The organism is Bacteroides sp. PHL 2737, assembly GCF_004115325.2.
Classification (GTDB): domain Bacteria; phylum Bacteroidota; class Bacteroidia; order Bacteroidales; family Bacteroidaceae; genus Bacteroides; species Bacteroides hominis.
Map to the genome: position 1 here is coordinate 1 of NZ_CP040630.1, position 14,013 is coordinate 14,013.

10 protein-coding genes are annotated in these 14,013 nt (G+C 45.0%); 6 read left to right on the forward strand and 4 right to left on the reverse strand.

Features of this window, described 5'->3' with window-relative positions; all coding sequences use genetic code 11:
• Positions 1 to 1,428, forward strand: coding sequence for a chromosomal replication initiator protein DnaA (gene dnaA, locus DBK98_RS00005; RefSeq protein WP_005781424.1), 1,428 nt, complete (start codon positions 1 to 3; stop codon positions 1,426 to 1,428).
• Positions 1,429 to 1,500: 72 nt separating this feature from the next.
• On the opposite strand, the gene DBK98_RS00010 is transcribed toward dnaA, so the two are convergent.
• Positions 1,501 to 2,289, reverse strand: a complete 789-nt coding sequence (locus DBK98_RS00010; RefSeq protein ID WP_005808456.1) for an NADPH-dependent oxidoreductase — start codon at positions 2,287 to 2,289, stop codon at positions 1,501 to 1,503.
• Positions 2,290 to 2,537: 248 nt separating this feature from the next.
• On the opposite strand from DBK98_RS00010, the gene DBK98_RS00015 reads away from it, so the two are divergent.
• The 5 genes from DBK98_RS00015 to DBK98_RS00035 all read left to right on the forward strand — a co-directional run bounded on the left by DBK98_RS00015 (position 2,538) and on the right by DBK98_RS00035 (position 11,006).
• Positions 2,538 to 5,081: an adenosylcobalamin-dependent ribonucleoside-diphosphate reductase gene (locus tag DBK98_RS00015; RefSeq protein WP_005781427.1), complete on the forward strand. Its 2,544-nt coding sequence runs from the start codon at positions 2,538 to 2,540 to the stop codon at positions 5,079 to 5,081.
• Between the two features lie 197 nt (positions 5,082 to 5,278).
• On the forward strand, positions 5,279 to 7,981 hold the full coding sequence (locus tag DBK98_RS00020) for a 4-alpha-glucanotransferase (RefSeq protein WP_032536991.1): 2,703 nt from the start codon (positions 5,279 to 5,281) through the stop codon (positions 7,979 to 7,981).
• Positions 7,982 to 8,109: 128 nt separating this feature from the next.
• Positions 8,110 to 9,141, forward strand: a complete 1,032-nt coding sequence (locus tag DBK98_RS00025; protein ID WP_005781433.1) for an acyltransferase family protein — start codon at positions 8,110 to 8,112, stop codon at positions 9,139 to 9,141.
• 51 nt (positions 9,142 to 9,192) lie between these two features.
• On the forward strand, positions 9,193 to 9,561 hold the full coding sequence (gene folB, locus DBK98_RS00030) for a dihydroneopterin aldolase (RefSeq protein ID WP_005781435.1): 369 nt from the start codon (positions 9,193 to 9,195) through the stop codon (positions 9,559 to 9,561).
• 23 nt (positions 9,562 to 9,584) lie between these two features.
• A complete protein-coding gene (locus tag DBK98_RS00035) occupies positions 9,585 to 11,006 on the forward strand; it encodes a TlpA disulfide reductase family protein (protein WP_032536990.1) in 1,422 nt (473 codons plus the stop codon).
• A gap of 563 nt (positions 11,007 to 11,569) precedes the next feature.
• On the opposite strand, the gene DBK98_RS00040 is transcribed toward DBK98_RS00035, so the two are convergent.
• From DBK98_RS00040 to DBK98_RS00050, 3 genes are read right to left on the reverse strand one after another with little or no spacing between them, the layout of a single operon-like run.
• Entirely contained in the window at positions 11,570 to 12,088 is a 519-nt protein-coding gene (locus DBK98_RS00040) for a methylglyoxal synthase (RefSeq protein WP_005781440.1), read from the reverse strand.
• A 4-nt stretch (positions 12,089 to 12,092) separates the two neighbouring features.
• Complete coding sequence (locus DBK98_RS00045) at positions 12,093 to 13,124, reverse strand: glycosyltransferase family 2 protein (protein WP_022012180.1); 1,032 nt, start codon at positions 13,122 to 13,124, stop codon at positions 12,093 to 12,095.
• Positions 13,117 to 14,013, reverse strand: coding sequence for a lysophospholipid acyltransferase family protein (locus DBK98_RS00050; RefSeq protein ID WP_032536989.1), 897 nt, complete (start codon positions 14,011 to 14,013; stop codon positions 13,117 to 13,119). Before DBK98_RS00050 ends, DBK98_RS00045 begins: the two co-directional genes overlap by 8 nt.

Here is a 14,013-nt window from a genome sequence, read left to right on the forward strand (position 1 = left end):
ATGAGTGAATCGAGTCATGTCGGCCTATGGAACCGCTGTCTTGAAATTATAAGAGACAATGTTCCTGAGTCGACATACAAAACATGGTTTGTTCCCATTGTTCCTTTAAAATATGAGGACAAAACGTTAATCGTACAAGTTCCCAGCCAGTTTTTCTATGAATTTCTGGAAGATAAATTTGTGGACTTGCTACGTAAGACGTTATATAAGGTTATAGGAGACGGCACTAAGTTGATGTACAATGTGCTGGTAGACAAAAGTTCAGGGACAACCGTGAACCAGGAGTCTACTACCCGCTCTACGGCTATCCCTCAGTCCGGACTCCCCCGGGTTGACGAAAGGAAAGCTCCGGGGTTATTGCGTGCTCCGGCTGTCCAAGACCTTGACCCACATCTAAATCCGAACTATAATTTCGAAACCTTTATTGAAGGTTATAGTAATAAACTTTCAAGAAGTGTTGCCGAGGCCGTTGCCGAAAATCCGGCCAAGACGGTCTTTAATCCGTTGTTTCTTCATGGAGCATCGGGAGTAGGAAAAACCCATTTGGCCAACGCCATCGGAACTCGTATAAAAGAGTTGTATCCGGACAAAAGAGTGCTTTACGTTTCAGCACATTTATTTCAGGTACAGTACACCGATTCTGTGCGCAATAATACAACGAATGATTTTATCAACTTCTACCAGACAATCGATGTACTGATCATTGATGATATTCAAGAATTTGCCGGTGTCACCAAAACACAAAATACTTTCTTCCATATCTTCAATCACCTACACCAAAACGGCAAACAGTTGATATTGACTTCCGACCGTGCTCCCGTATTACTGCAAGGCATGGAAGAGCGTCTGTTAACCCGCTTCAAATGGGGTATGGTAGCCGAACTGGAAAAACCGACTGTAGAACTCAGAAAGAACATTTTAAGAAATAAAATTCATAGGGATGGGTTACAGTTCCCTTCTGAAGTAATAGACTACATTGCCGAGAATGTAAACGAAAGCGTGCGTGATTTGGAAGGCATTGTTATTTCTATCATGGCCCACTCGACTATTTACAATAAAGAAATCGATTTGGATCTGGCACAACGCATTGTCCGCAAAGTAGTCCGCAGTGAAACGAAAGCTGTGACCATCGATGATATCATTAATGTGGTCTGCAAACATTTCGACCTGGAATCATCAGCCATCCACACCAAATCAAGAAAAAGAGAAGTGGTACAGGCACGTCAGGTTGCCATGTATTTAGCCAAGACACATACAGACTTCTCTACTTCCAAAATCGGAAAATTCATAGGCAATAAAGATCATGCCACCGTATTACATGCATGCAAAACAGTAAAAGGCCAGTGCGAAGTTGATAAAAGCTTCCGGTCCGATCTGGAAAACATAGAAACTTTACTAAAGAAAAGAAATATAAACAGTGAACGATAAACAGTGAACGATGAACATTTGCAACCAATCATGCAAGCTGTTCATCGTTCGCTGTTTATTAATCACCGCCAGTTATTGCCCATCATTCATAAAGCCTTGTTGGCGAAGTACTTTCAACAGATTTTCAGACATAAATTCATTATCCTTCTTTGTATAACGAACATCTGTAAACACTTGAGCCAAAGTCTCCTTATGATTCTCCTCTATAAACTGCTTATTCTCAGGTAAGGACTCCTTATAAGCATACAGCCGGTTTATATCTTCGGCTGTATAATCGTGATAACTCTCTTCATGTATGATACCTTCTATAGGCAGACGATCTACTTGTTTAGGAGATTCCGCCGGATATCCCACTGTTACAGTAGTAATGGGAAATACCAGTTCCGGCAAGTGTAAAGCATCAATTATCATTTGAGGATTGTAAGTAGTAGTACCCAAATAACAAATACCCAGTCCGGCCTCTTCGGCAAGCGTACAAAAGGTTTGTGCAACCAATAAAGTATCCATAGCCGCATTCAAAAAAGACATTAAATTATCATATCCCGGTTCCGCATTCCTTTCCTGACAATATTTGCAGAAACGACGGAAATCTGCGCAAAATGTCAACACCACCGGCGCAGACTTTATCATCGGCTGGTTAAAATGAGCCGGAGAAAGTATTTCTTTTTTCTCGGCATCACGAGTGACAACCACACTATAAAGCTGCATTCCGCCCATCGTAGAAGCACGAAATGAAGTTTCAAGCAAATCATTTAACAAATCCGACGTAATATCTTTTTGCTGATATTTGCGGATAGTTCTTCTGTTCTTAACTGTATCCATCATATCTTTTTTCTGCAAAGATATAAAAAGAATAATCATTCTATCTCATTTCCAATTTAGATTAATTTTCTTTTTGGAAAACTTCAGGCACTGAACAAAACCATCATTCATTTGTTTATCAATTGCTTATCATTTATAAACGGATAACTTAGTACCGGTTAATAAATTATCTCGTTTTTATTTTGATATACCAAAAAACATTCATAGCTTTGCAGGCACGTTTGTTAATGATAAGTAAGCTTCTACATATTTACTTATTAATAATGATATCTAAGACACATTGCATCGTGGAAAAGCAAATTTACTCTTACGAGGAAGCCTACGAAGAATCTTTACGATATTTTCAGGGCGATGAACTTGCTGCGCGAGTTTGGGTAAACAAATACGCAGTAAAAGACTCTTTCGGAAATATTTACGAGAAATCACCGAAGGACATGCATTGGAGACTTGCTAACGAAGTGGCCCGCATCGAGGCAAAGTACCCAAACGCACTAAGCTCCGAACAGCTGTTTGAGCTTTTTGACCATTTTAAGTATATCGTGCCGCAAGGCAGTCCGATGACAGGTATCGGTAACGATTATCAAGTTGCTTCACTTTCCAATTGCTTTGTGATTGGTATTGATGGTTCTGCCGATTCATACGGAGCTATCATCAAAATAGATGAAGAGCAGGTGCAACTAATGAAAAGACGCGGAGGTGTAGGTCATGACCTCTCCCATATCCGCCCCAAAGGTTCTCCTGTGAAAAACTCAGCCCTGACTTCTACCGGGCTGGTCCCATTCATGGAACGTTATTCTAATTCTACACGTGAAGTTGCCCAAGACGGACGCCGCGGTGCGTTGATGCTCAGTGTATCGATCAAGCATCCGGATTCCGAAGCATTCATTGATGCAAAAATGACAGAAGGCAAGGTTACAGGTGCCAATGTTTCAGTAAAGCTGGATGATGCATTCATGGCAGCAGCTGTAGAAGGCAGAAAGTATACCCAACAATACCCCATTGACTCTGACCATCCCACTACGGTGAAAGAGATCGATGCTTCCAACTTGTGGAAGAAGATTGTGCATAATGCATGGAAATCGGCTGAACCGGGCGTATTGTTCTGGGATACCATTATCCGTGAATCAGTGCCCGACTGTTATGCAGATTTGGGATATAAAACGGTTTCGACAAACCCTTGTGGAGAAATTCCTTTGTGCCCTTATGATTCTTGCCGCCTGTTGGCCATCAATCTGTATTCATATGTAGTCAACCCATTCACTAAAGATGCCTACTTTGACTTTGAGCTCTTCCATAAACATGTAGCACTGGCTCAGCGCATCATGGATGATATCATCGACCTGGAATTGGAAAAGATAGAACGCATCATGGAGAAGATAGATCTGGATCCGGAAAACGAAGAAGTGAAACACACTGAACGCGGCTTGTGGGAAAAGATTTATAAGAAGAGCGGTCAGGGAAGACGTACCGGTGTCGGTATCACTGCCGAAGGCGATATGCTCGCCGCACTCGGAATGCGTTATGGAACAGAAGAAGCGACTGACTTCTCTGAGAAAGTACACAAAGCCGTAGCCCTGGGTGCTTACCGTTCATCGGTGGATATGGCCAAAGAGCGTGGTGCATTCGATGTATACGATACGGAAAGAGAAAAGAACAACCCGTTCATCAACCGTTTGCGCGAAGCTGATCCGGCATTGTACGAAGACATGAAGAAATATGGTCGCCGTAACATTGCGTGTCTGACCATCGCTCCTACCGGAACAACCAGTCTGATGACTCAGACAACCTCAGGTATCGAGCCTGTATTCCTCCCGGTATATAAACGCAGAAGAAAAGTGAACCCGAATGACACCAACGTACGCGTTGACTTTGTAGACGAAACCGGAGACGCTTTTGAAGAATACATCGTGTTCCACCACAAATTCGTGACCTGGATGGAAGCGAACGGTTACGATCCCGCCAAACGATATACTCAGGAAGAGGTGGACGAACTGGTAGCCAAGTCACCTTATTATAAAGCAACTTCAAACGACGTAGACTGGTTGATGAAAGTCCGTATGCAAGGCAAAATCCAGAAATGGGTGGACCACTCCATCAGTGTGACCATTAACCTGCCGAACGATGTAGACGAAGAACTGGTGAACCGCCTGTATGTCGAAGCATGGAAGTCCGGTTGTAAAGGCTGTACGGTTTACCGTGACGGTTCCCGTTCAGGAGTGCTTATCTCTGCGAAGTCCGACAAAGACAAGAAAGAAGAGCTTCCTCCTTGCAAGCCGCCAACGGTAGTCGAAGTACGTCCGCCGGTACTTGAAGCTGATGTTGTGCGTTTCCAGAACAATAAAGAGAAATGGGTAGCTTTGGTCGGCCTGCTCGACGGCAGACCTTACGAAATATTCACCGGTCTGCAAGACGATGACGAAGGAATCATTATTCCGAAAAGTGTAAATACCGGACGCATCATCAAGAATGTCGATGAGAACGGAAACAAACGTTACGACTTCCAGTTTGAAAACAAACGCGGATACAAAATGACAATCGAAGGTCTGTCCGAGAAGTTCAACAAAGAATATTGGAACTATGCCAAACTGATCTCAGGTGTGCTCCGCTGGAGAATGCCGATCGAACAAGTCATCAAACTGGTAGGTTCGCTACAATTGGACAGCGAAAACATCAATACCTGGAAGAATGGTGTAGAACGTGCGCTGAAGAAATATGTGCAGGACGGAACGGAAGCTAAAGGCAAAAAATGTCCGAACTGCGGAAATGAGACATTGGTTTATCAGGAAGGTTGCCTCATCTGTACCACTTGCGGTGCATCCAGGTGCGGATAAAAAACAAACCTGTAAATGATTAATATATAAGCAAAAGCGTTGAAAGGAGCCTCTTGGCTCCTTTCAATGTTTAATAACATAAACAACACAAACGTTTGCATACTATTTTAAAGTAGTTCGATGAAAGTAAAGATACGACATACGTAGAATATTTCTATACTTGCAAAATCATTAGTCAAAAATTAAATCTAATATATATGATAGTATCATTTCATATTGAGTATCGCACAAGTTGGGGAGAAGAAGTCAGAATATTAGGTTCTGTACCCGAACTTGGAAACAATGATCCGGATAAAGCTATCTCCCTCACCACAGTAGACGGTATCCATTGGAGCAGTGAAATAGCTCTTCAATCACCGGCAGAAGGAGTTATAGAATACAGTTATCACATTTATCGCGACAATAAGAACATCCGTACTGAATGGAACTCTTTCCCCCGGCGTGTCTACCTGCCTGCGGATGACAAAAAAAGTCTGCGCATCAATGATTGCTGGAAGAACCTTCCGGAGCAGCAGTATTTCTATAGTTCGGCATTCACCGAATCGCTTCTGGCACACCGTGACCGGAGTGCAACCCCCAAAAGTTACAAAAAAGGATTGATGATCAAGGCTTATGCTCCACGCATCAACGGCAACTACTGTTTGGCCATCTGTGGCAATCAGAAGGTCCTTGGCAACTGGAATCCGGACAAAGCATGGCCTATGAGCGACATCAACTTTCCGGAATGGCAAGCCGAATTGGATGTATCTAAACTGGAATTTCCATTAGAGTACAAATTTGTATTATATAATAAGGAAGAGAAGAAAGCTGAAGCTTGGGAAAACAATCCTAACCGTTACATGGCTGCCCCCGAGATTAAAGCAAACGAAACACTGGTTATTTCCGACCGATATGTCTACTTTGACGTTCCGGCCTGGAAAGGTGCAGGAGTGGCCGTCCCCGTATTTTCACTCAAATCGGAGAAAAGCTTCGGTGTAGGAGACTTCGGAGACCTGAAACGAATGGTGGACTGGGCAGTCAGTACCAACCAGAAAGTGGTACAGATCCTACCGATCAATGACACCACCATGACCCATACATGGACAGATTCCTACCCTTACAATAGTATTTCCATCTATGCTTTCCACCCGATGTATGCCGACCTTAAACAGATGGGTACCCTGAAAGATAAAGAAGTCGCTACCGCTTTCAACCAAAAACAAAAAGAGTTGAATTCACTTTCTGCCATCGACTACGAAGCAGTGAACCGGGGAAAATGGGAATACTTCCATCAGCTATTCAAGCAAGAAGGAGAAAAAGTATTGGCTTCGAAAGCCTTCCGTGATTTCTTTGAGGCCAACAAAGAATGGCTGCAACCCTATGCTGCCTTCAGTTATCTGCGTGACGTATACCGGACACCAAACTTCCGCGAATGGCCTAAATATTCGGAATATAATGCACAAGAGATTGAAGAGCTTTGCCGTCCCGGTACGGAAGTCTACCCCAATATCGCCATCTATTTCTATATACAGTTCAACCTCCACTTACAACTGCTGGAAGCAACCACTTATGCCCGCGAGCACGGAGTGGTACTAAAGGGAGATATCCCTATCGGCATCAGCCGCAACAGTGTGGAAGCCTGGACAGAGCCCTATTATTTCAATCTCAACGGACAGGCCGGTGCCCCACCCGATGATTTTTCTGTCAACGGGCAGAACTGGGGTTTCCCCACCTACAATTGGGACGTAATGGAAAAGGATGGCTATAAATGGTGGATGAAACGTTTCCAAAAGATGGCCGAGTATTTCGACGCTTACCGCATCGACCACATTCTGGGATTTTTCCGCATTTGGGAAATCCCGATGAATGCCGTGCATGGATTACTGGGGCAGTTTGTTCCCGCACTGCCCATGAGCCGTGAAGAAATAGAAAGCTACGGATTACCTTTCCGCGAAGAATTCCTGACGCCTTATATCCACGAGTACTTCCTCGGACAGGTGTTTGGTCCCCACACCGACTACGTCAAACAAACCTTTATTGAGCCGACCGACACGTACGAAGTGTACCGCATGCGTCCAGAGTTCGACACTCAACGCAAAGTGGAAGCTTTCTTTGCCGGCAAGAACGATGAAGACAGCATATGGATCAGAGACGGATTGTACGCCTTGATAAGTGACGTACTGTTTGTGCCCGACCGTAAGGACACGAACCTCTTTCATCCGCGTATCGGAGTACAGCACGACTTCATCTACCGTGCCCTGAACGATTGGGAGAAAGCAGCATTCAACCGGCTTTACGATCAGTATTATTATCATCGCCATAATGACTTCTGGCAACAACAAGCCATGAAGAAACTGCCACAACTGACTCAGTCGACCCGCATGCTGGTATGTGGTGAAGATTTGGGAATGATACCGGATTGCGTGGCATGGGTGATGAACGACCTACGCATTCTGAGTCTCGAAATCCAGCGGATGCCCAAGAACCCGGCTGAAGAGTTCGGTCGTCTGAGCGAATACCCGTATCGCTCGGTTTGCACATTCTCTACCCATGACATGTCGACTTTACGCGGATGGTGGGAAGAGGATTATCAACAGACTCAACGTTACTACAATCAGATGCTGGGGCATTATGGTGCCGCCCCTGCCATAGCAACACCGGAACTGTGTGAAGAAGTGGTCCGCAACCACCTCTACAGTAACTCCATCCTTTGCATCCTGTCACTACAAGATTGGTTGTCGATGGACGGAAGATGGCGCAACCCGAATGTGCAGGAAGAACGGATCAATGTCCCTGCCAATCCCCGTCACTACTGGCGTTACCGGATGCATCTGACACTGGAACAGCTCATGAAAGCCGAAAGCCTGAATGAGAAAATCAGAGAACTGGTTAAGCAAACCGGCAGAAATCCGGAAAAATAATATCCGTCAGTTTCCCAAGGAAGAAAAAGAACAAAGAGAGAAGAGCGAACCGGTGTGTTTTTCGCTCTTCTCTCTTGCTTTTCAGTAATATTCAGTATCTTTGCTGCACCAATGCACAAACAGTCAGAATGGGAGACGACAAAAACAAACGAATTGATTTTGTAGACTTGACGAAAGGAGTCTGCATCATCCTGGTGGTGATGGCACACATCGGTGGAGCTTTCGAAAAGCTCGATTACCATTCGATGATCGCCAGTTTTCGTATGCCCCTTTATTTCTTTATCTCAGGTATCTTCTTCAAGTCGTACGAGGGGCTTTTCGGATTCTTCATCCGGAAGATAAACAAATTGATCGTCCCCTTCCTCTTTTTCTATCTCAGCGCATTCCTCCTGAAGTATATTGTATGGAAAATTGCTCCGGGTGTATTTCAACTCCCGGTCAGTTGGACAGAGCTTTTAGTTGTGTTTCATGATCATGCCCTGATCAAGTTCAACCCTCCTATCTGGTTTTTACTGGCACTTTTCAATTGCAATATCCTGTTCTATCTGGTCCACAGCCTGCGCGACCGGAAGTTAGGTTTAATGTTTGCCCTCACCCTCCTGATCGGAATCGCCGGATTCTATATGGGTAAACACCAGATCGAACTGCCCTTGTACATAGACATAGCCATGACCGCCCTGCCCTTCTATGTGGCCGGATTCTGGATTCGCCGTTACAACTTTTTCCTCTTTCCCCACCGTTTCGACAAACTGATTCCGCTATGTATCCTGGCAGCCTTGGTCGTGATGTACTTCACCGCCACGTTTGTCGGTATGCGTACCAACAATTATGCAGGCAACATTTTCCAGTTCTGGGCCTCAGCGTTTGCCGGCATCTTTATGATTATGCTTTTCTGCAAAAAGTTTAAAAAGCTCCCTGTCATCTCTTATCTGGGACGTTACTCGGTCATTACATTGGGAATACATGCCCCCCTTTTACATTTCGAATATCCGGTTGTCAGCCGGTTTATCCATAATGAATGGGGACAAGCCATTGTCTTGCTATTGCTCACCCTGACAATCTGCATTGCCGCAACTCCCATATTTCTGAAACTGATTCCGCAGGCTGTGGCGCAAAAAGACTTTATCAAAACCAAGCAATCGCAACAACAGGAATCATAATTGCATTTATTATCTTATCTTTGCCAGAAGACAATATCAATCTTTATATTTATGACTACCCACTATTATATCTTTTTGGAAAACGTCCGTTTCTACAGTTATCATGGAGTAGCTCCACAAGAGACTGCGATTGGCAACGAGTTCATCATCAACCTGAGGTTGAAAACCGACTTTGGCAAAGCCACCGAAACGGATGAAGTAGAAGATACCGTCAGCTATGCAGACATACACGCCGCGCTGAAAGAAGAAATGGATATTCCCTCTAAACTGCTGGAACACGCCTGCGGACGAATCGTGAAAAGACTCTTCCGGGACTTCCCGAAAATCAGTGAGATAGAAATCAAACTGTCGAAAAGGAATCCGCCCATGGGAGCAGACATCGACTCTGCCGGAGTAGAGATGCATTGCACGAGAGACTGAATCAACATTAATATACTAATACGATGAAAAACCTTTTATTAATCCTCCTGTTGTTGCTAACGGGAGAAATCAGCGCACAACAAACTGCGACAATTGTAGTCAAGACCACCCCGGACAACGAAATCGCTTACTGGCCTACAGGAAAAGATCACCTGTTCTTCATTACCTTGGGCACTAAGGCACAAGCTGACCCTCAGGGGCAGTTCGTTCATGAATTCAGCGTGAGCCGTCCCACTACGATTCATGTATGGGCCAAAGGGAATAATTCTTTCACGCTCTACCTGACACCGGGAAGCAAAGATACTATCGCTGTGGCCAAAAACACGATCAACTTCAGTGGCACCAACCGGGTCTACAACCGATGTCTGAAAGCGGTGGACGACTATCAGCAATATAGCGACAATCTGATATACATGCAGCCTCACGAACTCGAAGGGGTGACTTCATTGGAACAATATCATCAGTTGGCAGATGCCAGGATGAAACAGGCACTCGACTCTGTAAATGCCTCCGGACTCGACAAAGAGTTTCTCGCAGAGCAGCGTGCACACATCGATTACACCCATCGGTCTATCTTTCTGCACGTCGCAATGTATCTGGTGAAAAATGAAAACTTTACCGAAAATTGGCGCAAAGAACTTGCAGAAATCATCAATCAACCCGTAGACAGTGATTATCTGCGTTCCTACCGAGGAATCGGACTCTTTATAAACGACTTGATCGGCGCACAATTCATAAAACTGGAAAACGGCAAACCCGAAGAGATAAAGGACTATTGCTCCTTTCGCTTCGACCGTTACCGGAAATTCTTCAAAGGCGACAATCTGCAATATGCACAAGCGCTACTTATCTACGAAGACGAATTTCAAACAAGAAACACTCCCTCAATCCCCCAACTATACGAAAGATATAAGGCCGAATTCCCCAACAGCCCCTTTCTATCTGTTCTTGAACCGGGCGTTAATAAAAACCTCCGCTTCCAAAACAGCCGCATCGACGACAAGGACTATCACATTCTGCCTTGCGACTCCACAGTTGAAAATCTGGAAGATGCGGTAAAACCCTTCAAAGGCAAAGTGGTATATATCGACGTATGGGCTACCTGGTGCGGCCCATGCATCAAAAAGTTCCAATACCTGCCCGCCCTCAAAGAAAAAACACATAACATGGACATTGTGTACCTATACATCTCAATAGACCGCCCTCAGGACAAGGAGAAATGGGAGAAAACCATCGGATATCACCAACTGAAAGGCTATCACTTATTGGTAAACGAAAAGTTAGGAAAATCGTTGTATGCCGAACTTGGAAACGAACGGCAAATACTGAGTATCCCCTGCTTTGTAGTTATTGATAAAACAGGAAAAATAGCTATCCGACACGCAGCCGCCCCGGACGAACCGGAAAAGGTAATAGAACAGTTGGGCACCTATTATAATGAGTGAAAACATATTCCCGGCCGGATCATTGGAAAAATAAAAACAGGCAAAAGCTTGACTTCTGCAAGAAAACAGAGTATCTTTGCCTATGTAATCATAAAGTATATTCGAATTAAAATACGGTAATAGGGAGGAATAAATGTTTCTCCCTATTTTTTTATACCTGCATCAAAAAATTCCGGAAGAGCGTTGGTTTAAAGCCTGCAGAGCCGGTGTTCCCCCCATTTAGAGCCTGAGTTTTACTCATTCAGACGGTTGCTTCCGATACTTTTCCCGGTATGTCGGGACACATTTCCCGGCATGAAAATGTTTTTTCATCAGAAGATAATCTTTTTTCTCCTATTGATAATCAACGGCGGGAAAGATGAAGGCTTGGAAGTTAACAATACATAAATCTGCTCTTGACAAAAACAGAAAGATAAACGACAGGCAAAACCGATACGCCACAAAGTATATGTACCACCGAACACACAGAGGGCGCGGAGTTATTATATAGTAATTCTATATAATTAAAGCTCCGTGCCCTCTGTGTACTCTGTAGTGAAATATACTTGCAGCCGAATAGGCTCTTATTTCTTTCTCTTTCTTTTCTTCACCGATTCTACCGCTTCGGTAACTACCGGTTTGTTTTCGAAACGTTTCGTATAGCCGGAGTAGTCCGGATGTGTCCGTTCGTAATCCGGATCAACAAAGAGCGGACTCGAAATAATATGATCGGCAGTGGAACGGTTGCAGCAGAAAACAATGTTCTCTACACTTGCCAGACGGGTCAGTGCCTTTACATCCGTGTCGTGCGGTTGCAGGGTCATCGGGTCAGTGAAGAAGAAAAGATAATCGATCTCTCCGTCCACAATACGCGATCCCATCTGCTGGTCACCCCCCAAAGGACCTGACTTCAGAATGGTAAAATCCCATTCCACATCGGGATGTTTCTCTTTCAATGCTTCCAGTATCAGCGTACCGGTGGTACCTGTACAATAAAACTTATGTCCCATCAATAACTCCGAGTTCCAAAGAACCCATTCAATCAGGTCTTTTTTCATAGCATCGTGTGCTACCAGCCCGATTCTTCGAATTAGTTTTTCCATAACGTTATCCTTTAAAATCTGGTAATTGCGAAAAGAACTTCCGCCCTTTCACATAGAACTGCACTAAGATACTACTTTTTATCCGTTCGGGAATAAAGTGTGAGGAAGTTTTTCTGAGATTCTCCATTCTTGCATCCCGGAAGCTATCGCGCAATTGTTTAAATTCACGACGGGCATGGAGAACGGCCTTTGCGTTGGGCAGCTGTCCTTTAAGAACAAACGTAGCTGCCGCAATGTAATCGAGCCAGCAACGTACCCGCATCACTCCGGGCAGCTCTTCATCCGGAAGGTTCTTATAGAGCATGACAAGATTATTACGAAAGTTGAGGAAGGTTTTATGCGGATTCTCTTTTTTCAATGTGGCCCCTCCTACATGATACACCGTACTTTGAGGAATGCAAACGATCCCCCGTCCACGGGCACGAAGCCTCCAGCAAAGGTCTATCTCTTCCATATGGGCAAAGAAACGCCCGTCAAGCCCGCCTGCCTCACGATAATCTGCCAGACGAATGAACAGGGCGGCACCGGTAGCCCAGAACACGGGGAATACTGTATCATATTGTCCTTTATCCGCCTCGACCACTCCCATCACCCGTCCCCGGCAAAACGGATAACCATAACGGTCGATGAATCCGCCGGAAGCGCCGGCATATTCAAACAGGTCCTTTTGTCGCCAACTGAGTATCTTAGGCTGGCAGGCAGCAACCTCCGGATGGGTATCCAAATAATCAGCCATCGGTTGCAGCCAGTGCTCTGTTACTTCTACATCAGAATTCAGCAGAACTACATATTCGGCTTCCACCTGTTGGAGGGCAAAGTTATAACCGTCGGCAAAACCATGATTTTCATCCAGCAGAATCTGGCGAACCGAAGGGAACTCGTGCCGCAGCATCTCTACCGACTGATCTGTAGAACCATTATCAGCCACACAAACTTCCACACCTTCCGCCTCGGAATGCCGGAGTACGGAGGGAAGAAACGAACGGAGCATTTCGCAACCGTTCCAGTTCAATATAACGACAGATATCTTATTCATCTTTCTTTTCGGGGCGTTTCAGCTTCCAGCGCTTATGTGACCAAAGCCAGTAAGCAGGTTCCTTCCGGATGGTCTGCTCCAATCTGCGGGCAAAGATTTCGGTAATCTCACCATCGGTGGTTTCTTTCGGACGATCAGTGACCAGATCGAACTCTACGCGGCAATACCCTCTCCGCTCCTTGCGCAACTCACAATAGAAAACCGGAAAGTCCATCATCTTGGCAATGCGCTCGGCACCATCCATGAACACCGTGTCCTGATTCAAAAAAGTAGTCCAATGGTGCGCCTCGTTCGTATTGGGCGATTGGTCGGTAATCAGTCCGATAGCCATCTTCTTGCCGTCACGTCTCAGCCTGATCACTTCGCGGGCGGTGGAGTGCTTCGGCACATTGTACCCTCCGAAGCGGCTGCGGATGTACTTGAAAAGACCATCCAGATAAACATCTTTCAAAGGTTTGTATACCTGTACAGGTACATCGCCGGGACGCATAATCATTCCCATCCCCGTAATCCATTCAAAATTAGCATAGTGGGGGATCAGCAGGACAATCCCGCCCCGTTCGTCAATCATCCGGAGATAAGCTTCCTTGTTTTCGTAAGTCATACGTTTGCAAAGCTCTTTCTCGGACATGCGCAACATTTTCACATCTTCGAGCATATAGTCGCAAAGGTAATGATAGAACTTACGTTCAATGGCCTTCAATTCTGCTGCCGACTTCTCCGGAAAAGAGTTCTTCAGATTGGTACCCACCACCTTTCTCCGGTAACCGATCACGTGGTACAACCAGAAGTAAATAAAATCGGACAGGGCATACAACACCGGAAACGGAAGAATAGCCAAAAGCCACATCCCCACATAGGTTAACAAATAAAGAAGTTTCGATTTCAT

Coding starts and splice junctions, on each gene's coding strand:
- dnaA (WP_005781424.1), top strand. CDS start 1: ATGAGTGAATCGAGTCATGTCGGCCTATGGAACCGCTGTCTTGAAATT.
- DBK98_RS00040 (WP_005781440.1), bottom strand. CDS start 12,088: ATGGAAAAACTAATTCGAAGAATCGGGCTGGTAGCACACGATGCTATG.
- DBK98_RS00020 (WP_032536991.1), top strand. CDS start 5,279: ATGATAGTATCATTTCATATTGAGTATCGCACAAGTTGGGGAGAAGAA.
- folB (WP_005781435.1), top strand. CDS start 9,193: ATGACTACCCACTATTATATCTTTTTGGAAAACGTCCGTTTCTACAGT.
- DBK98_RS00035 (WP_032536990.1), top strand. CDS start 9,585: ATGAAAAACCTTTTATTAATCCTCCTGTTGTTGCTAACGGGAGAAATC.
- DBK98_RS00045 (WP_022012180.1), bottom strand. CDS start 13,124: ATGAATAAGATATCTGTCGTTATATTGAACTGGAACGGTTGCGAAATG.
- DBK98_RS00050 (WP_032536989.1), bottom strand. CDS start 14,013: ATGAAATCGAAACTTCTTTATTTGTTAACCTATGTGGGGATGTGGCTT.
- DBK98_RS00025 (WP_005781433.1), top strand. CDS start 8,110: ATGGGAGACGACAAAAACAAACGAATTGATTTTGTAGACTTGACGAAA.
- DBK98_RS00010 (WP_005808456.1), bottom strand. CDS start 2,289: ATGATTATTCTTTTTATATCTTTGCAGAAAAAAGATATGATGGATACA.